16 protein-coding genes are annotated in these 18,362 nt (G+C 71.6%); 8 read left to right on the forward strand and 8 right to left on the reverse strand.

Annotation, left to right across the window (positions count from 1 at the left end; translation table 11 throughout):
* Nucleotides 1–143 precede the first annotated feature (143 nt).
* Complete coding sequence (locus N4G66_RS07095; protein WP_261703099.1) at nucleotides 144–494, reverse strand: ArsR/SmtB family transcription factor; 351 nt, start codon at nucleotides 492–494, stop codon at nucleotides 144–146.
* Nucleotides 495–664: 170 nt separating this feature from the next.
* Here N4G66_RS07095 and N4G66_RS07100 point away from each other — a divergent pair, with 170 nt between their 5' ends.
* Complete coding sequence (locus tag N4G66_RS07100; RefSeq protein ID WP_261703100.1) at nucleotides 665–1,744, forward strand: NADH:flavin oxidoreductase/NADH oxidase; 1,080 nt, start codon at nucleotides 665–667, stop codon at nucleotides 1,742–1,744.
* 188 nt (nucleotides 1,745–1,932) lie between these two features.
* Here N4G66_RS07100 and N4G66_RS07105 read toward each other — a convergent pair whose 3' ends face one another.
* Together N4G66_RS07105 and N4G66_RS07110 are read right to left on the reverse strand one after the other, a co-directional pair.
* Nucleotides 1,933–2,583, reverse strand: a complete 651-nt coding sequence (locus N4G66_RS07105) for a sigma-70 family RNA polymerase sigma factor (RefSeq protein WP_261703101.1) — start codon at nucleotides 2,581–2,583, stop codon at nucleotides 1,933–1,935.
* A 132-nt stretch (nucleotides 2,584–2,715) separates the two neighbouring features.
* Nucleotides 2,716–3,522, reverse strand: a complete 807-nt coding sequence (locus N4G66_RS07110; protein ID WP_261703102.1) for a hypothetical protein — start codon at nucleotides 3,520–3,522, stop codon at nucleotides 2,716–2,718.
* Nucleotides 3,523–3,803: 281 nt separating this feature from the next.
* On the opposite strand from N4G66_RS07110, the gene N4G66_RS07115 reads away from it, so the two are divergent.
* The 3 genes from N4G66_RS07115 to N4G66_RS07125 all read left to right on the forward strand — a co-directional run bounded on the left by N4G66_RS07115 (nucleotide 3,804) and on the right by N4G66_RS07125 (nucleotide 8,715).
* The gene (locus tag N4G66_RS07115; RefSeq protein WP_261703103.1) at nucleotides 3,804–4,127 is read left to right on the forward strand and encodes a hypothetical protein; all 324 of its coding nucleotides are present in this window, start codon (nucleotides 3,804–3,806) and stop codon (nucleotides 4,125–4,127) included.
* 396 nt (nucleotides 4,128–4,523) lie between these two features.
* Nucleotides 4,524–6,392: a phosphatidylglycerol lysyltransferase domain-containing protein gene (locus N4G66_RS07120; RefSeq protein ID WP_391858767.1), complete on the forward strand. Its 1,869-nt coding sequence runs from the start codon at nucleotides 4,524–4,526 to the stop codon at nucleotides 6,390–6,392.
* Between the two features lie 274 nt (nucleotides 6,393–6,666).
* Nucleotides 6,667–8,715, forward strand: coding sequence for a HEAT repeat domain-containing protein (locus N4G66_RS07125; protein ID WP_261703104.1), 2,049 nt, complete (start codon nucleotides 6,667–6,669; stop codon nucleotides 8,713–8,715).
* Between the two features lie 75 nt (nucleotides 8,716–8,790).
* Here the strand turns inward: N4G66_RS07125 and N4G66_RS07130 are convergent, their stop codons facing one another.
* Complete coding sequence (locus N4G66_RS07130) at nucleotides 8,791–9,369, reverse strand: Rv1733c family protein (protein WP_261703105.1); 579 nt, start codon at nucleotides 9,367–9,369, stop codon at nucleotides 8,791–8,793.
* A gap of 294 nt (nucleotides 9,370–9,663) precedes the next feature.
* On the opposite strand from N4G66_RS07130, the gene N4G66_RS07135 reads away from it, so the two are divergent.
* A complete protein-coding gene (locus N4G66_RS07135; protein WP_261703106.1) occupies nucleotides 9,664–10,749 on the forward strand; it encodes a WD40/YVTN/BNR-like repeat-containing protein in 1,086 nt (361 codons plus the stop codon).
* 129 nt (nucleotides 10,750–10,878) lie between these two features.
* Here the strand turns inward: N4G66_RS07135 and N4G66_RS07140 are convergent, their stop codons facing one another.
* The 3 genes from N4G66_RS07140 to N4G66_RS07150 all read right to left on the reverse strand — a co-directional run bounded on the left by N4G66_RS07140 (nucleotide 10,879) and on the right by N4G66_RS07150 (nucleotide 13,474).
* Nucleotides 10,879–11,847: a hypothetical protein gene (locus N4G66_RS07140; RefSeq protein WP_261703107.1), complete on the reverse strand. Its 969-nt coding sequence runs from the start codon at nucleotides 11,845–11,847 to the stop codon at nucleotides 10,879–10,881.
* 158 nt (nucleotides 11,848–12,005) lie between these two features.
* Nucleotides 12,006–12,422 carry a peptidase inhibitor family I36 protein gene (locus tag N4G66_RS07145; protein ID WP_261703108.1) on the reverse strand — a complete coding sequence of 139 codons (417 nt, stop codon included), beginning with the start codon at nucleotides 12,420–12,422 and terminating at the stop codon, nucleotides 12,006–12,008.
* A 131-nt stretch (nucleotides 12,423–12,553) separates the two neighbouring features.
* A complete protein-coding gene (locus tag N4G66_RS07150) occupies nucleotides 12,554–13,474 on the reverse strand; it encodes an ArsR/SmtB family transcription factor (protein WP_261703109.1) in 921 nt (306 codons plus the stop codon).
* Nucleotides 13,475–14,245: 771 nt separating this feature from the next.
* Here N4G66_RS07150 and N4G66_RS07155 point away from each other — a divergent pair.
* The 3 genes from N4G66_RS07155 (at nucleotide 14,246) to N4G66_RS07165 (ending at nucleotide 17,067) form a co-directional block, all read left to right on the forward strand.
* On the forward strand, nucleotides 14,246–14,923 hold the full coding sequence (locus N4G66_RS07155) for a uracil-DNA glycosylase (protein WP_261703110.1): 678 nt from the start codon (nucleotides 14,246–14,248) through the stop codon (nucleotides 14,921–14,923).
* The gene (locus N4G66_RS07160; protein WP_261703111.1) at nucleotides 14,920–16,041 is read left to right on the forward strand and encodes an N-acetylglucosamine kinase; all 1,122 of its coding nucleotides are present in this window, start codon (nucleotides 14,920–14,922) and stop codon (nucleotides 16,039–16,041) included. The genes N4G66_RS07155 and N4G66_RS07160 overlap by 4 nt, the downstream gene beginning before the upstream one ends.
* A 105-nt stretch (nucleotides 16,042–16,146) precedes the next feature.
* Nucleotides 16,147–17,067, forward strand: coding sequence for a sirohydrochlorin chelatase (locus N4G66_RS07165; RefSeq protein ID WP_261703112.1), 921 nt, complete (start codon nucleotides 16,147–16,149; stop codon nucleotides 17,065–17,067).
* Nucleotides 17,068–17,226: 159 nt separating this feature from the next.
* On the opposite strand, the gene N4G66_RS07170 is transcribed toward N4G66_RS07165, so the two are convergent.
* A complete protein-coding gene (locus N4G66_RS07170; RefSeq protein ID WP_261703208.1) occupies nucleotides 17,227–18,273 on the reverse strand; it encodes a lactonase family protein in 1,047 nt (348 codons plus the stop codon).
* Nucleotides 18,274–18,362 lie beyond the last annotated feature (89 nt).

Below are 18,362 nucleotides of genomic sequence, written 5' to 3' on the forward strand. Positions count from 1 at the left end.
GCCCGCCGTCGTCGGGCAGGACCCTCGCGGGGCGACAGCGCGCCGCGTACGGTGGTTTCGCCGGCCCGGCGGGTGTCCCACGGGCCCGCGCCCACCCCTCGACCCAACCGCCAGGGGGCGTCACCGGCGGCCGGCGTGACCTGTCACGGCACCGGGCGCCCGGCCTGTCGGGTGGCGGCCTCCAGAACACGGTCGAGGAGTCCGGGGAACAGCGCGTCGAGGTCGTCCGTGCGCAGTCCGTTCAGCTTCGCCGTGCCGCGGTAGACCTGGCGGATGACCCCGCTCTCACGGAGCACCCGGAAGTGGTGCGTGGTCGTGGACTTGGTGACCGGCAGGACGAAGTCCGAGCAGGAGAGTTCACGGCCGTCGGCGGCGAGCTCTCGCACGATCCGGAGCCGCATCGGGTCGGACAGCGCGTGCAGCACCGACTCCAGCCGGATCTCCTCGCGCGCGGGGTGCGGCAGATCACGGCCACTGGCGGCGGCGGTCGTCACGGCGGCTCCACTTCGTCCGGGGACCTCGGTCTTCGTCCGGATATCTTCGGCATCGTCCGGGGCTTCACCCGATGCCGCCATTGTACGAGACCTGTCGTAGTTTGACACTCGCCGTACTACGATGCTTATCGTACGAGGCATACACCGGTCCGCGACGAATGGAGTCGGCCGTGAGCGCGCTCTTCGAGCCCTGCGTCCTGCGCGAAGTCACCATCCCCAACCGGGTGTGGATGCCCCCGATGTGCCAGTACTCGGCCGCGCCCGAGGGCCCCTCGGCGGGCGCCCCGCACGACTGGCACTTCGCCCACTACGCGGCCCGCGCCACCGGCGGCACGGGACTGGTCATCGTCGAGGCGACCGCCGTCTCACCCGAGGGCCGGATCTCCCCGTACGACCTGGGCATCTGGAACGACACCCAGGTCGAGGCGTTCCGTCGCATCACGCGCTTCCTCACCGAGCAGGGCACGGTGCCGGCCGTCCAGCTCGGGCACGGTGGGCGCAAGTCCTCGACCGACCGCCCCTGGAAGGGCGGCGCACCCGTCGGCCCGGACGCGTACGGCTGGCGGGCACTCGCCCCGAGCGCGCTCCCGTTCGCCGAGGGTCACCCGGTGCCCGACGAGCTGACGGTCGCCGGAGTCCAGGAGATCGTGGGCCAGTTCGCGGACGCGGCCCGCCGCGCCCTGGCCGCCGGTTTCGAGATCGTCGAGATCCACGGCGCCCACGGCTACCTCGTCAACGAGTTCCTCTCCCCGCACTCCAACCACCGCACCGACGCGTACGGCGGCTCGTACGAGAACCGCACCCGGTTCGCCCTCGAAGTCGTCGACGCCGTACGGGAGATCTGGCCGGACGACAAGCCGCTCTTCTTCCGCATCTCGGCCACCGACTGGCTGGAGGACGCGGGCTGGAGCACGGACGACACCGTCCGCTTCGCCGCCGAACTGCATGAGCACGGCGTGGATCTGCTCGATGTCTCCACGGGCGGGAACGCATCGGGCGTACGCGTTCCCGTCGGACCGGGCTATCAAGTCCCGTTCGCCACGCGGGTGAAGAGGGAGACCCCGCTGGCCGTCGCCGCCGTCGGTCTCATCACCGAGGCCGAGCAGGCCGAGAAGATCATCGCCAACGGGGAGGCCGACGCGGTGCTGCTGGGCCGCGAGTTGCTGCGCAACCCGTCCTTCGCCCGGCTCGCGGCGCGCGAACTCGGTGCCGAGGTGCATGTACCGGAGCAGTACCACCGGTCCGTGTAGGCGTCGGACCGCGGACGTGCCGAAGTGGGGCCCCGCAGGGGGTCGTTGAAGCGGATCTCCGCCACCCGTGCCGGGAGTCGGAACCGTTTCCCCCTTCGAGCCCCTTGCGAACCCCCCTCGCGTTCTCGCCTGCCGGGATGCCGTGCGGGTCGGGATCGCCCGGAATCGGTGGACCCCGACCCGCCCGGTCAGGCGGCGGTCGGCGCGGCCCGCACGGCCGGCACCTCGGCCTCCGCTTCGGCGAGCAGCGCGATCAGGGTCGCGCGGGCCCGCGCCACACGGGAGCGGACCGTTCCGACGGGGCAGCCGCTGACCAGGGCGGCCTCCGCGTAGGGCAGACCCACCATCTGGGTGAGGACGAACGCCTCACGCCGATCGTCGGGGAGCGCGGCCAGCAGGTCGAGCAGCGCGATGCCGTCGTCGAAGCCGGGCAGACCGCGCGGCTGTGCGCGTTCCACGGAGGTCCGCCAGTCCGGGGAGTCGTGCGACCGTGGCCGGGCAGCGGCGTGCCGCAGGCTGTCGATCACCGCGCGGCGGGCGATGGACAGCAGCCAGGCCCGCGCCGAGGAGCGCCCCTCGAACCGGTGGAGACTGCCGAGGGCCCGCAGGAACGTCTCCTGGGCGAGGTCGTCGGCGGCCTGCGGATCGGCGGACAGGTGGGCGACATAGCGCACGACATCGCGGTGCAGCGCCCGGACGAAATGCTCGACGGCCGCCGGGTCACCGGCACGGGCGGCGAGTGCCCAGGCGGTCGTCGACTCGTCGGCCGATACCGCTCGGGCGCCTTCGTTCCGCTTCTCGCTTCCGTGGCTTGAAACAGGCAGGGCAGGAGTGATCACCAGGTGTCCTTCTCGGGTCATCCGTGATCCGGACCGGGGCGAGGGCGCACGGGTCCGGTGGCGGGGGTACGGCCGTACAGGAGGTACGGCTGTTGCCCGAAGCGCGGGAGGCGCTTCGGGGAGCCGGCTGTCTCAGACGACAGCGGTCCCCACCGGAGGACCCCGGGAAGTGATCGCGTGAACGAGAAGGAGGCGGCGCGGAGCACGGTCCGAGTAACCTCGGCGCACCCGGACTCTCGGCCGGTGCGGCGGCGTCGGCAGCGCGAGCAGCAGCCGCAGAGGGGCTGCCAGCCGGCCGGCCAGCGCCCGCAGTGTGCGGAACACGGCCCGCTCGCCGTGCGCGAGCCAGAGGCCGCACAGCAGCGCCGCGAGCACATGGGCAGCGAGCATGCCGAACGAGGAAGGGGAGGAGCCCGCCTCGCGTCCCCCGGTGAACAGATGTGCCAGGGTGCCGAAACCGATATGCCCCATGCCCATGGCGCCCATCGAGTCCATGGTTGCGGAGCCCATGTCCGCGGAGCCCATGTCCAGGGAAGCCGTGTGGGCAGAACCCATACGCAGGAAGCCCTGGGCATACCCGTGATCTACGCCGCCCATCGGCATGCCGCTCATACCGGCCATGCCCTCCATGCCGGGTTGCCCCGTTCCGGAACCCGGGCCCATGCCGGCATCCGTGGTGGGCGTGAGCGACTGAGCGACCGAGAACGCCGTATGGAGCACGCCCTGGGCGAGCACCACGACGGACACGACGAGCGGAAGTCCACGCTCACGGCCGGCCAGGCACCAGCCCGCTCCGGCCGTACCCGCCCCCGCGCCGGCCAGCGCCCACCAGGCCACCGGCGAGCCGGACATCATCACATGGCCGAGGGCGGCGAGCACCACACAGACGGCCGCGAACATCGCGGCTCGCAGCGTGCGAGTGCACCACCCAGCAGTCATGAGGGCCCTCATCCTCGCATCCGGGGTCCTGGCGTCATGGGTGGGTACGGAAACCGCCCGGGTGCCCGGCCGGTGGCACAACGGTGATCCGGATCACGGCGAGCCCGGACTTCCCGGCCCCGCATGGCGGACATCGCCCGGGGTACCCGGCGGAACACGGGTGCAGCACGGGTGCAGCACGGGTGCAGCACGGGTGCAGCACGGGTGCAGCACAACCAGGACAGGGTGACCCTACGTACTGTAGGGTCCCGGCGGTGAGCGTCTCATGTCAGGGGGAACCTGTGAAGGAACGTGACGCCGGGCGCACGGCACGCCGGCCGGCGTCCGTGCTGGCACTGCTCGTGCCGAGCCTCGGGATCGCCGCACTGGGCGTGTACCACCTGTGCGGGTTCGACCTGCACGCCCTGCACGGACGCCCGCACTTCGGCGACGCGGTGACCATGGCCGGGGTGATCACAGCCCTGGTTTCTGCGGGCGCCGCACTGGGCGACCTCCTATGGATGGCTACCACCCGCGACCGCCCGCTCGGCGACAGCGGGGAGCCGTGTCCGGGCAGACATTTCGAGAACTCGCGTCACGACCGGGGAGCCCCGGGCCGCCGTTGAGGAATCCGGGGCGGGCGCCGTTGAGAAATCCGGCTCACCCCTGACAGAATCCGGCTCGGCCGTCGCGAGGTCCGTGCCGCAGCCGGTCGGCACGGTGCCGCGTCCACGGCCGGGCTCCGCACCCCTGGCAGTGCGAAGCCGACACGCCCGGGCGGACGACGTGGACCGACGTGCAGGCGTACCGAGGAGAGACGGACAAGCGGGTGGACGCGGCACGGACCGAGCGGACCAGCAGGTAGGCGTGACGCGGACCGACGGCCCGTATTCTCAACACCTCCTTACCTCTTCACGCCGACTCTGCCTGGCCATAACCTCACTCTTCCCTACAAGATGTAGTGTTCCGGCCTCTGTCCCCACCGGTTTTTTCCCGGCCTCTCCCCAAGGTGATGCTCCACGGTGTCCGTACAACAGTCAGCGCTCATCCCGGAACAGCGGAACGCCAGCTCGCGCCGGGGGGCTCGGGCCGGACGAGCAGGCGTCGGAATCCGGCCACGAGCGGCCGCGCTCACCGTCTGGTATCTGCGACTGCTCGCCGTCCTCAACGTCGTCGCGGTGATCTCGCTGCCGTTCCGCGAAGAGGTGCACGAGCACAACGGGGGCGAGTTCTTCACCCCGTATCTGGCCACCGCCGGGCTGATCTCGGCGGCGCTGGCCCTGTTTCTCGCGCTGGTGATGCGGCGCCGCAAACGAGCAGCGTGGATCTTCAACCTGTTGCTGGCGGGGCCGCTCCTCGCGCTCTACACGGTGGCGCTGACCCAGGACCGCTACCAGCGGCACGTCTTCAACTGGATCTCGGCGCTGCTCACCGCCCTCTTCGTCGTCGCCCTCCTGCTGGGGCGCAAGGAGTTCCACGCCGTCGGGGACCGCTCGAATCCCCGGCTCGCGCTGGCCGTCGGCGCGGGCGGCCTCCTCGTCAGCGCCACCCTCGGCACCCTGCTCGTCAGCGCCACCAACCGCGTGTCGGGAACGCCGCTGAGCGACCGGATCGCGTACACCCTGCTGCGGGGAATCAGTGTCGGTCCGCTCGCCGACCGCTTCGACAGCGTCGTCGCACCACGCTGGGTCGACATCCTGGTCAACGCCCTCGTGGCCGCCACCTTCCTGCTGGTGCTCTACGCGTGCTTCCGTTCCCCGCGCGGCCTGGAACTCCTCGGCGAGGAGGACGAGACGCGACTGCGAGCCCTGCTGGCCCGGCACGGGGAGCGCGACTCGCTCGGCTACTTCGCACTGCGCCGCGACAAGGCGGTCATCTGGTCCCCGAGCGGCAAGGCTGCCATCGCGTACGGCGTCGGCGGAGGCGTGACCCTCGCCTCCGGTGACCCGATCGGCGACCCGGAGGCCTGGCCCGGCGCGATCGAGGCATGGCTGCGGGAGGCACGGCGCCACGCGTGGACGCCCGCGGTGATGGGTGCGAGCGAGGAGGCCGGGACCGTCTACGCCCGGCACGGCCTGGACGCCCTGGAGCTCGGCGACGAGGCCATCGTCGACCGGTCCGACTTCACCCTGGAGGGACGGGCCATGCGGGGCGTCCGGCAGGCGCACAACCGCGTCCGGCGCGCCGGTTACACGGTCCGCGTACGACGGCACGAGGACATCCCCGACGCCGAGATGGCCGCCCTGACCGACAAGGCGGACCGGTGGCGCGACGGTGAGACCGAACGTGGTTTCTCGATGGCGCTCGGCCGGCTGGGCGACCCGTCCGACGGCCGGTGCGTGATGCTGGAGTGCCATGACAGCGAAGGGGAGCCGCGGGCCGTACTGAGCTTCGTGCCGTGGGGCGAGCGGGGGCTTTCCCTGGACCTGATGCGCCGGGACCGGAACTCCGAGAACGGGCTCATGGAGTTCATGGTGATCGAGCTGTTGCTGCGCGCCGAGGAGATCGGCGTCGAGCGGGTGTCCCTGAACTTCGCGATGTTCCGGTCCGTCTTCGAGCGTGGCACCCGGCTGGGCGCGGGACCCGTGCTGCGCCTGTGGTGCTCGGTTCTGACGTTCCTCTCGCGCTGGTGGCAACTCGAATCCCTCTACCGGGCCAACGCCAAGTACCGGCCGGTCTGGGAGCCCCGCTACCTCCTCTTCGAGAAGAGTGCCGACCTTCCCCGTATCGGCATCGCCGCGGCCCGCGCGGAAGGCTTCCTCGCCCCGCCGGCCCTCCCCCGGTTCGCCTCCCGCCGCCCGGCACACCCGGATCCGCGACCCCCTGCACCGCCGCTCGCGGCGCCCGCGGCACAGCCCCCTCACCCCGTCTCGTCCGCGCCGCGCCCTTAGGTTCGCGACGTACCCGGCGGTCACATCGCCGTGGGCATGCACGCCGGGCACCCAGGAGGGTGTCCGGCGGCACTGTCCGGGGGCTCTTCCCTCGCCTGTCCTGGCCGTCCGGCAGGCGTCGCTCCGGTCGGCGCCCCTCGGCCGACCGTCGTAAAGCGGCCGTTCGCTGCGTAGTTGGCTGGGTTGACGCCGTCGACGGGGAGGCTCTCGGGCGTCACTGTCAGTGCCGTGGTGCACACTCACGATCAATGGCCGTACGCCTGGGGAGGACACCGTGTTGAGGGGGATCGACGAGGTCGACTGGGCCTCGATGGAGCATGCCTACGGAAGCGCCGCGGACGTGCCGGAGCTGCTGCGAGGACTCGCCTCGCAGCTCCCCCAGGAGCGGGAGACCGCGCTCGACGGGATGTACGGGGCCGTGCACCACCAGGGCGACGTGTACGACTCGACGCTGGCGTGCATCCCCTTCCTCCTCACGCTCGCCGGACACGTGGGGCTCCCTGGCCGGGGCGAGATCGTGGAACTGCTCGCCAGCATCGGAGGATCGGGCGACGAGGACGACTTCGAGGACGGCGAGGCCGAGCTCGTACCCGGCCGACACGCGGAGGACCCCGAGGACGACAACTACGCGATGGCGCGCACGGCGATCCGGGCGGGTGCCGCGGTCTTCCTCGGCCTCGTCGCGGACGGGGACCCGCAGGTGCGCCGCGCCGCAGCGTTGGCGCTCGTGCGCTTCCACGACGAACCGCCGCGCGTACTGGCCCTGTTGACGGAGCGGCTGCGGGACGAGCAGGAGGACGCCGTCCGGCTCGCGCTGGTCGAGGGTCTCGGGCTCTTCGCCCGGCTGTACGCCGGTTCCGCGGCCCCTGCGGTGGACTGTCTGGAGTCGCTGTGCGCCGCACCGAACGACCCGGGGCTGCGGCTCGCGGCGCTCGGACAGCTCGCCTCGTGCGCCCCCGGCCGACTCCCCGCGGACCTCGTACCCACGGTCGTCTCACTGCTCCACACCAGGTCACAGCGGATCCGGCCGTCCGGCGAGCCCATCCGGACGTCCTCCGACACCCTCATCGGCAGTCTGCGCCGCATGCGACCCGCGGACGAGGAGGGCGCCCAGTTGCTCCGGACGCTCCACCAGGCGCTGGGGGCCCGCACCGCGGACCGGATCGCCCTGCTCAAGGGGCAGTTGAGCAGCCAGGACACGGCCGACCGGTGCAATGCCGTGTGGATGTCGGCGGGGCTGTTCCGTGAATGGCGTGCCGCGTACGAGGAGCCGGTCGCGCTGATCGGTGAGCAACTCGGCTCGGACGAGGAGCGGTTGCGCTGCGCCGCGGAGTCCGTCCTGGAGTTCCTCTTCACTCTGGCGGCTCCGGCGGCCGACCGGCTCGCCACCCTCGTGGAGTCAGGCCCGGACTCCTGGGCGCGCGGGAAGGCGACGCTGGGCCGCCCCCTGAAGGCGCTGGCCAGGTGCGGGGACGCGCGGGCCGTACCGGCCCTCGCGGAAGTGCTGCGCCACCCGGTGGTGCCGAACGAAACCGGGTACACGATCGGACATCTGGGCCCGGCCGCGGCCCCCCTGGCACCGCTGCTGCGGGAGCGCCTGGCCGAGGTCCCCCTCGACGACCCGGAGACCTACGGCCGGGCCGCACCCCTGCTCGCCGGCCTCGGCGGACTCCGGTACGCCGCCGCCGTGCCGGAGGTGCTGCGCCTGCTGCACGGCACGCCGCGCGGACTGCGGCTGCGGGACGCCCTGGTGACGGCGCTGACCAGGGCGCTCGGCGCGTTCGGGGCACCGGCGCACGAGGCGATACCGGCGCTGCGGGGACTGCTGGCCGGCGAGAACGCCGTGGCGGCGGCCGACGCGCTCTGGTCCGTGGAGGGGGACGCGGAGGCGGTCCTTCCGCCGCTGCTCCGGGCACTGGCCCCGGAGCGGGACACCGGCGCTTCCCGGACGGCGGCCGAGGCCCTCGGCCGGATGGGGGCGGCGGCCACGCCCGCGCTCCCCGGGCTGCGTGTCCTGACGGACTCCGCCGAAGTGTGGGAGCGGACGGCCGCCGCCTGCGCCCTGTGGGACATCGCCGGAGATCCGGTACCCGTCCTGCCGGTGTTCCGCGGCGCCTGGCGGCAGAACCCCTACACCCGGGGGACCATCACCGCGTGCCTCGTCCGGATGGGCGGCGCCGGCTCACCCGTCCACGACCTGGTCCGGGCGGAACTGGCCTCGCCCCGGCGACACCGGGCACGCTCCGGTGGCCACGGCAGCCACGACGTCCTCGATGACGAACTGCTGCTGCGGGACTGCCGTGCGGCCCTGGATGCCGCGTAGCGAAGCCGGGACACCGCACGGCCGCCACGCAGGCCCGTTCCTCCGGCGACCCGGACGAGCGCCCTGAACGGCCGCTCAGCTCGTCATACGGCCCCACAGTGGTCCGATCCGCTCCCACTCCTCGTCCCACCGCTCCATGCGCCGCCGTTCCAGGCGGCCGCGGAGAAGGCGCCCGACGATGAAGGGGACACACGCCACGCCCACGCCCGCGAAGGTGCCCATCAGACAGGCCCGCAGCCGGGCCACGGCGACGGTGACGGGTCTGGTGACGAGGCGCCCGTGGGGGTCGGTCCACACCAGGACCGGGGTGTCCGCCGTAGTACCCGCGTAGACCCGTACCTGGCCGGAGCGAGGGGTGCCGTCCGGCGCCGCCCAGCGGACCTTCGTCCACACGACGCGACCGGCGGGGTCCGTCCCCCTCGCCTCCGGCGCGTCCTCGATCAGGTGAGCGGGGACGGCGTGCCACTCCGCGCGCTGCTGGGCGAGACCGTGCTCCACGGCGCGGATGGTCGCGAGGCCCGTGACCGCCCCGAGGAGCACCGTGAAGGCCCAGGCCGCGAGCATGATCCAGGCCTCCAGGACGTCGCTCCGCCGCCGGAGCGGATTGCGCCGCCACCGCCACAGCCAGACCCTCGGACCACGGAATGCCGCCATCAAGGGCATCCTCCTCACCACCGCACGGACACGCCACATCTCCCTCCCTTACGCGCCTGCCCCGCGTGATGCTCACGCCCCGTGCCCGTCGGCTCGTCCGCCGCGGGAGCCGGGTGCGCGCGGCCCGCCCGGCGACCCGCACCCCGATCGGCACAACGACCAGTGCCGCGCCCCCTCCCGCCCGCCGACACGACCCGTCCGAGCTGCGCAAACGCGAGGCCGGGAGGTGACTGTCGGTGCCGGGGTGCAGACTGGCCCGTATCGCAGACAACGACGTCGCGGAGGTGGCCGACCATGGCCGACGTACTGCTCACCGTGGGCACCCGCAAGGGTCTCTTCATCGGGCGACGGCGCGGCGGCGCCTGGGAGTTCGACGAGAATCCGTACTTCAACGCGCAGGCCGTGTACTCGGTCGCGATCGACTCCCGGGGCGAACGGCCGCGGCTGCTGGTCGGCGGGGACAGCGCGCACTGGGGCCCGTCCGTGTTCCACTCCGACGATCTGGGTCTGACGTGGACCGAACCGGCACGGCCCGCGGTCAAGTTCCCCAAGGAGACGGGCGCCTCGCTGGAGCGGGTGTGGCAGCTGCACCCGGCGGCCGCCGAACCGGACGTGGTGTACGCGGGGACGGAGCCGGCCGCGTTGTACCGCTCGGAGGACCGGGGCGAGTCCTTCGAACTCGTCCGTCCCCTGTGGGAGCACCCCACCCGCTCGAAGTGGGTTCCTGGCGGAGGCGGTGAGGGGCTGCACACCATCCTCACCGACGAGCGCGACCCGCGGGCCGTGACGGTCGCCGTCTCCACGGCGGGCGTCTTCCGCACCGCCGACGGGGGCGCGAGCTGGGAGCCCGCCAACTCCGGTGTCTCGGCGGTGTTCCTGCCGGATCCGAACCCGGAGTTCGGGCAGTGCGTGCACAAGGTCGCGCGCGACGCCGCGGACCCGGACCGGCTCTACCTCCAGAACCACTGGGGGGTGTACCGCAGCGACGACGCGGGTGGACAGTGGACCGACATCGGCGCGGGCCTGCCGTCCACGTTCGGGTTCGCGGCGGCGACGCATCCGCACCGCGGCGACACCGCGTACGTCTTCCCGATCAACGCGGATTCGGACCGGGTCCCGGCCGACCGGCGGTGCCGTGTCTTCCGTACGGAGGACGCCGGCGTGAACTGGGAGCCGCTGACGGCGGGACTGCCCTCCGAGGACCACTACGGCACGGTGCTGCGCGACGCGCTGTGCACGGACGGCGCGGACCCGGCGGGCGTGTACTTCGGCAACCGCAACGGCGAGGTGTACGCGTCGGCGGACGACGGCGACAGCTGGCAACAGCTCGCCTCGCACCTCCCGGACGTCCTGTGCGTCCGCGCGGCGGTCACGGTCTGAGCGTGTTCGCGGCTGGAGCAGCGTGGCTTGGACAGCGGCCGGCCGCGCCGGATCCAGGGCGACTCCAAGCTCACCCCCGCGATGACGATGCTTACGCACGCGAGCCCGGCACCTGATCCGGTGAACCCGTCATCCGGCGAGCACGGCCGCCGCCAGCTCCACCCGGGCACGGATCGCCTTTTTGATCTTGACCAGAGCCGCACTGTTCTTCTCGATCGCCTGCTGCTGCAAGGCGGCGTCGACCGCATACCAGACGCCGACGACGTTGTTCTGCTTCTTGCAGTCCGCGTCGGCGCGGGCTGCCGCTTTCTCTTTCGCCGACGCGGTCCTTGTGCGCCAGGCACTGTCGCTGGTGGCCGCAAGCGGGTCGGGGTAGGAGAAGCCGCGGGCTTCCATGCACTGCGACCACTTGGCGAATACGGCTTTGACCAGGGGATGCTTCCGCGAGGACTCAAAGCTGTCGATGTTGATGTCATTGGAGAGTTCCGCGTCGCCTCCGGCTTGTGGCCCTTCGGAGAGCAGTCGCGCCCTGGCCTCACCGACACATCCGCCGACAGGGATCTTCCGGCCCTGGTAGACCTGCCCGCCGGCGGCAGTGGAGCCGGGTTTGATGTGCGGGTCGTCAGTTCCCGTCAGTACGAGAGTCATCTCTGCGGACAGCGACGCGGACTCGACGGCCGTCGGGGCGTTCCTGCTGCCGGCCGGAGCGAATCCGTCGACCGCCGCCTCGTCGGGGTCGGTTACGCCGTACCGGAACTGGGTGGGGGTCCTCGGCCTGAACACCGGGGTCGAGGCAGGAGACGTGTAGCGGAACCCGAACCGGGTCATGCACTGTTCGGTCAGCTTGGCCTGGGCCGCGGTCAGCTCGTCCGACTGCTTGTCGCTCAGGAGGTAGGGGGCGATCGGCAGCGATCGGTCGGCCGCCGTGATCAGCCGCGGCACGGAGGAGACCTCCGGCATGGCGACTGCCGCGCCCTTCGGCCGGGGAGGCCCGGGAGACGACGGCGAGGACGAGGAGCAGCCCCCGGCCATCAGCACGGCGGCCGTCGCCAGGACGACGGCGGCTTTCGGGTGGCCGGTGGTAGGGGACGAAGTCATGAGCCGGTGTGTCCTCGATGCGGTGGGTGGGTACACAAGGACGGCCGAGCATGCGGCCGGGGCGCAGGGGATGCCCCGCCCGGTGTCTTCGGAGCGGGGCACCCCCTGCGTGAGGGCTGCGGTGAACAGACCTCGGTCGGTCAGGGCGTTCCGCCGGGTCAGCCGAACTTTCCCGAAGCGTTCTCGTTGCGCAGCGTGGTGTTGAAGTTGCCGCCGCCGCCCGCGGCGAAGCGCTGACTCGCTCCGGTGTAGTTGATGTGGTAGTACACGGTGAAGGCGTTGTTGAAGTCCCAGTTGTCGACCGAAGCGGCATTGTTCCGGACGCCCTGGCCCGCGCCGTCGCTGCCGTTGGCACTGGTCGTGAAGGTGTAGCCGGAGTAGTTGGGGATGTTGGGGAACTGCTTGAAGAAGGCCCCCTGGTAGTTGGGGTGGTAGTAAATGCAGGCGTAGCCGCTGGAGCAGGTCGTGTCGGCCGCGGCTGCGGGGCTGATGGTGAGGGCGGTGGCGCCGGCGGCCAGGACGGCTGCGACGGCTGCGACGGCTGCGACGGCTGCCGAGCGACGTATGTTCTTCACGGTGTGTCGTATCCCTTCCGGTACGGATGCGGGCTGCCCGCCATACTCGCCAGCGTGTTCGGTTGAGGGACACCCCTTTCCACCGTGGTCTAAATGCGCAGGTGACCAGAGCCCTGGTCACGGTTCCGAGGTCAAGTGCCCGAGGTGTGAGCCGCGTTGACCAGGGCGGATCCGGTGGAAGTACGGGTGTGCAGGATGAGCTCGCCCTGATGCAGGGTGCTCAGAAGTCCCGCCGCGCGCAGCGCCGACAGGTGATGACTCACCGTGGCAGCGGACACACCCACCCGGCGCGCGAGTTCCCCGGACGTGGTCGCGGTCTCGGTGGCGATCAGGATGTTGGCACGGGTGCCGCCCATGAGCCGGCCCAGAGCCCGGACCGTCACCGGCGCCGCCGCCCTGTCGTACCCGGCGGGATAGACGAGGACGGGCGGCAGAGCGTGATCGGCGAGCGAGTTCGCGGGTCCCTGGCCGAAGTGCGACGGGGCCAGGAGCAGTCCTCGTCCGTTCAGATGGAGCGTCTGATCAACGAAATACCGGACGTGCAGGACAGGAGGCGCCCACCGCATCAGCGGCCGGTAGCTGTGCAGCAACCCATGGACTCCGCCGTCGAGAAGGGCCCGGGTACGAATGGCCCGATCCGTCTCGACGCTGTTGCGGATCGCATTCCAGTGAGGGACGAGGGCGATACGCCGGTAGTCCCTCAAGAGTTTTCGCAAGTCTTCTCGGGCCGCGGAATCCGCTTCGTACAACCGCTCCAGCCAAGCGGACCCCCGACCTCGATCGAGGAGGTCGAGTTGACTGCGCAGGACGCTTTTCGGACATCCGGCCACCGACTCGATGATCGATTCGATTCCCCCGTGCTGTCGGTTTTCCGGAGTCAGAAAATCCGGAAAATATCCCGAGGCCGGGATCATGGGCATCAGCATGAGCCGAATGCGCTGCAGCAGATCACTGCGGGCCACTTCGGCCTTGACCTGCCGATACCACGGTTCATACCGGGCCACGGCCAGCCGTCTGCGTAATCGGAAGACACTCAGCACCAGTTCCCACATGGGATCCGGCGACGAGACCACCCTGGTTTTCAAGAGATCTTCGGTCGTAAAATGAATCCGTAGCATCCCCCACCCCCACGAGCCCCCACACCTCGTAGGTCATTGTCTATAACAGGAATGCCTGGCTCGCAAGAAACTTTCTCGGATTTCCGCGTACGCCAATCCCTCCAGCCCGACCCGTCGACTCCGGTCTCCGTCGGCCCGTATAACCATCGCCACCGGCGGGTGGCTGAATTTCTACCACCGTTTCAAACGAGCGAGTCGGCCGCTTCTTGCGGCGTATCTACGCCTACTTGGAATGCTGTATCCATCAGAGGCGCAAACGGCCCATGCCGTTGAGACGCCATTCACCTTTCGATCACGAGCCGGCCTGGTCGATCCGGCGTCACCGTTGCCTGATCGCGCAGCCCACCGATTCGGAACGCAGCCGTCACAGGGAACGCGTTCGGCGGGACCGGTCCATGCGTTCTCCGCCGTCGGCCCGCAGCGGGCCCGGTCGGCGAGTTCCACGACCGGCTGCGCCGACAGGGCCGCGAAACGTCCGGACACGCTCGGGACCGAGAGCGGTCGCGCGCCTGAACGTGGTGGCGGCCTGAGCAAGGCCGCGGCTCGAACACGGGCGCGGTCCTGGATCCAGAGAACTCCAACGACCCTCTGTGGCAGGCGCCTTGTGCCCGAAGACGTCCGAATCGGCAACGAATCGGTCATCCCCGGTCGCGGGATGGCCACCGGTTTGATCTCCGCCATGTTTACGGCAGTAGGGTGACGCCCGTGGCACCACGACCGTTGCATGAGATCGTCGAACCGGGCTGGGCGAAAGCCCTCGACCCCGTGGCCGGACGGATCGCCGAGATGGGCGACTTCCTGCGCGCGGAGATCGCCGCGGGACGCACCTACCTACCGGCCGGGGCGAATGTCCTGCGAGCCTTCCAGCAGCCCTTCGACGAGGTGCGCGTCCTCATCGTCGGGCAGGACCCCTATCCGACACCGGGACACGCTGTGGGCCTGTCGTTCTCGGTGGCCCCGGAGGTACGTCCGCTGCCGCCCAGCCTCATCAACATCTTCCGCGAGCTGAACACCGACCTCGGGGCGCCCCAGCCGTCCACCGGTGACCTCACCCCCTGGACGAAACAGGGCGTGCTGTTGCTCAACAGAGCGCTCACCACGGCCCCCCGCAGCCCCGCCGCACACCGAGGCAAGGGCTGGGAGGAAGTCACCGAACAGGCGATACGGGCGCTGGCCGCCCGCGGTCGGCCGCTGGTGTCGATCCTGTGGGGCCGCGACGCCCGCAATCTGCGCCCCCTGCTCGGCGATCTCCCCTCGGTGGAGTCCTCGCACCCCTCGCCCATGTCGGCCGACCGCGGCTTCTTCGGTTCCCGCCCCTTCAGCCGCGCCAACGACCTGCTGTCCAGGCAGGGAGCGGAGCCGGTGGACTGGCGCCTGCCGTGACGTCCGGCGGTGTACGCGGCGGGCGGGCGCGCGGTCCGGGGCCGTCCGTGGCGCTGGCCGTGGACTCCGGCGGTTCGGGACTGCGCGTGGCACTCGCCGCGTACGAGGTGACGGGCGATGCCGGCTCCCCCGTACACCAAGGGGTGGCGCCGCCGTCTTCTCCGGTCCCGCTCTGTGACCCTCTGACCTCCAAGGAGCCGGTCCGTACCGGCCCGCGCGGGATCTCGGCCGGGCACCTGCTGGATCAACTGCTGCCGATGACAAGACGGTTGATGGCCGAAGCAGGGGCCGAACGACTCGGGGCGGTCGCCATCGGCGCGGCGGGCCTCGCCACGCTCGGTGACGAACTTCGGGACGAGCTGCCGATGGCACTGGAGCGTGAACTGGGAGTACGGCGGCTCGCCCTGGCGGCCGACGCGGTGACCGCGTACACGGGCGCGCTCGGCCCGAGGGCGGGTGCCGTGATCGCGGCCGGCACCGGCATGATCGCGATCGGCACCGACCTCACGTCGTGGCGCAGGGCCGACGGGTGGGGCCATCTGCTCGGCGACTGCGGCGGCGGGGCGTGGATCGGCCGCGCGGGCCTGGAGGCGGCCCTGCGCGCGTTCGACGGCCGCCCGGGCGGCTCGGCCGCACTGCTGGCGCGGGCGGAGGAGATGTTCGGGCCGATGGCGGGGCTGCCCGGGCTGCTCTACCCGCGCACCGACCGTCCCGCCGTACTCGCCTCCTTCGCCCCGGAAGTCGCTTCCCACGCCGGGAGCGATCCCGTGGCGGCGGACATCCTGCGGGCTGCCGCACGGCACATGGCCGAGTCGGCCGCGGCGGCCTGCCCGGTCGACGGCGAGCCCCATCTCGCGCTCACCGGGGGCCTGTTCAAGATGGGCGCCCCGCTCCTCGACCCCCTGCGCGAGGAGTTGGCCGGGCGGCTGCCCCACGCGCGGCAGGTGCCGGCCGCGGGCGACCCGCTCGACGGCACGCTCCGGATCGCCGCCGACCTGGCGAACGGCCTGCTCACACTGCCCCCGGACGAAGGGATGTTGTACGTGGTGGCCGAAAAGCCGTATCCGGAAATCGATGGCCGAAATTCATCACAGGACCGACAAGTCCGTGATTACTGATCACTTCTGATCCGTACGTAACTCATCAGACAAAAGCGGACGGATACCGCTCACCTGCACCCTCCCCGAACAGGGGAACCCGGGAAACCAGTAACATGCGGCGCCATGAGCTCCCCCACTGGGCCCGCGTCCGGCCTGCCAGTACGAATGCCGCGACCCCGCCAAGCCGGGCGGCACCGCCGTCCGGAACCCCTGGCGGCTCCCGAGGGCGCGCCCGCGCTCGTCCTCGCGGTGCCGGGCACCCCCAGCGCGGCCACGCGCAGCCTCGCCGAGGAGGTCGTGAGCATCGCGCGCTCCGAGCTCCCCGGCCTCGATGCCCGCATCGGTTACCTGGACGGGGACGACGAGTTCCCCACGCTGCAGTCCGTGCTGGCCCACGCCGCCGAGGAGCGCACCGCGCGCTTCGAGCAGGCCCGCGCCGCCGGTTCCGACGCCGCCGCGCCCGACGGCCCGGTCGGCATCGTCGTACCGCTGCTCGCCGGTCCGGACAACGCCCTGCTGCGCCGGATCCGCCAGGCGGTCATGGACAGCCGCGTCGCGGCCGAACTGACCGATGTCCTCGGTCCGCACCCGCTGCTCGCCGAGGCGCTGCACGTACGCCTGTCCGAGGCCGGTCTGGCCCGCGCCGACCGTGCCCGGCTGTTCACCGTGGCGACCGCCGCGGACGGCATCGTCCTCGCCACCGTCGGCGGCGAGGACGCCGTACAGGCGGCCGGGATCACCGGCATGCTGCTCGCCGCGCGGCTCGCCGTGCCGGTGATGGCAGCGGCGCTCGACGAGGAAGGGTCCATCGCGGCCATCGCCGAGCAGCTGCGCGGCTCGGGTTCGCAGCAGCTCGCGCTCGCCCCGTACCTGATCGGTCCGGAGCTCGACGCGGGTCTGCTCGACGCGGCCGCCAAGGAGGCCGGCTGCAGCGCCGCCGAGGCCCTCGGCCCGTACCCGGCGATCGGCAAGCTCGCGCTGTCGCAGTACACGTCGGCGCTGGGCATCGCGCCGCCGCAGAGTCAGGGAGCCCCGGCCTTCTAGTCGGCCGGCACACCCGTACTACCCGCACTACGCGTACTACCCGCACATCGAAAGGGCCCGCTCCTGTCACGGAGGGGCCCTTTCCCATGGGCGCGAGCCGTACCCGGCCGCGCGCGGGCGCATCCGGCGCGAATCCCCGCGGCAGCCGGATCGGTCAGGTCAGCCGAAGACCACGCAGGACGCCGCCGGTGCCTCGACCGAGCCGGCGCGGCACGGCACGCCCGTGTCCGGGTCGATGGTGAACCAGGTCACGTCGCCGGAGCGCTCGTTGGCCGCGTACAGGAAGCGGCCCGAGGGGTCGAGGGCCAGCGCGCGGGGCCAGACGCCGCCACAGGGCACCGTGGCGACCAGCCCGAGCCCCTCGCCCACCGGGTCGGGCGTGAGCACGGAGACGACGTCCTGGCCCCGGGTGGCGGTCCACACGAAGCGGCCGTCGGGCGAGACGACGATGCCCGAGGGGTACGCGTCGCCGTCCGGGACACCGGAGAGCACCGGTGTCTCGCCGACGGGCCGCAGCGAGCCCTCGGCGGCGTCCCAGCGGCAGACGGTGACGGTCGGGGCGAGTTCGTTGAGGACGTACGCGTGCTCGCCCCGCGGGTGGAAGACGAGATGGCGGGGCCCGGAACCGGGGCGCAGGGCGATCTCACGGTGCAGGGTGAGCGTCCCGCCGTCCAGGGCGCACACCCGGAGGGAGTCCGTGCCGAGGTCGACGCTGACCGCCCAGCGGCCGGTGGGATCGGGCTGCACCTGGTGGGCGTGCGGGCCCTGCTGCCGCTTCGTGTGCGGACCGGAACCGGTGTGCTGGAGCACACTGGAGGCGGCGACGGCGAGTCCGCCGCCTGGCCGGATGGGCACGGCGGTGACGCTGCCGGAGCCGTAGTCGGCGGTCAGGACGTGTCCGTCGAAGACACTGATGTGGGTGGGGCTGCTGCCGCCCGTCCGGATCGGCGGACCGGTCAGTTCCGGCTTGTCGCCGTGCACGCGGTAGGCGGCCACCGCGCCGTCCGCCGTCTCGCTGACCGCGTAGAGGACATCGTGCGCGGGCGACAGGGCGAGGTACGAGGGGTCGGGTACGCCGTCGACCGCGCTCAGGACGGTCAGTGCGCCGCTGTCCGGATCCACGGCCGCCGTGAGGACACCGAGGCCTCCCGCCGCCGTGAACGAGCCGATGAACGCCCGCTGTTGCCGCCTGCCGCCGTCTGCCACTGCTGTCCCCTCTCGGTCCCGCGTCATCGGGGGCGACGGTAGCAGTCGGCGCGCCGCGGTCTAGACCAGAGCTGGTGCGCCGGTCGGCC

Source organism: Streptomyces rhizosphaerihabitans, assembly GCF_025399795.1.
GTDB classification, from domain to species: domain Bacteria; phylum Actinomycetota; class Actinomycetes; order Streptomycetales; family Streptomycetaceae; genus Streptomyces; species Streptomyces rhizosphaerihabitans.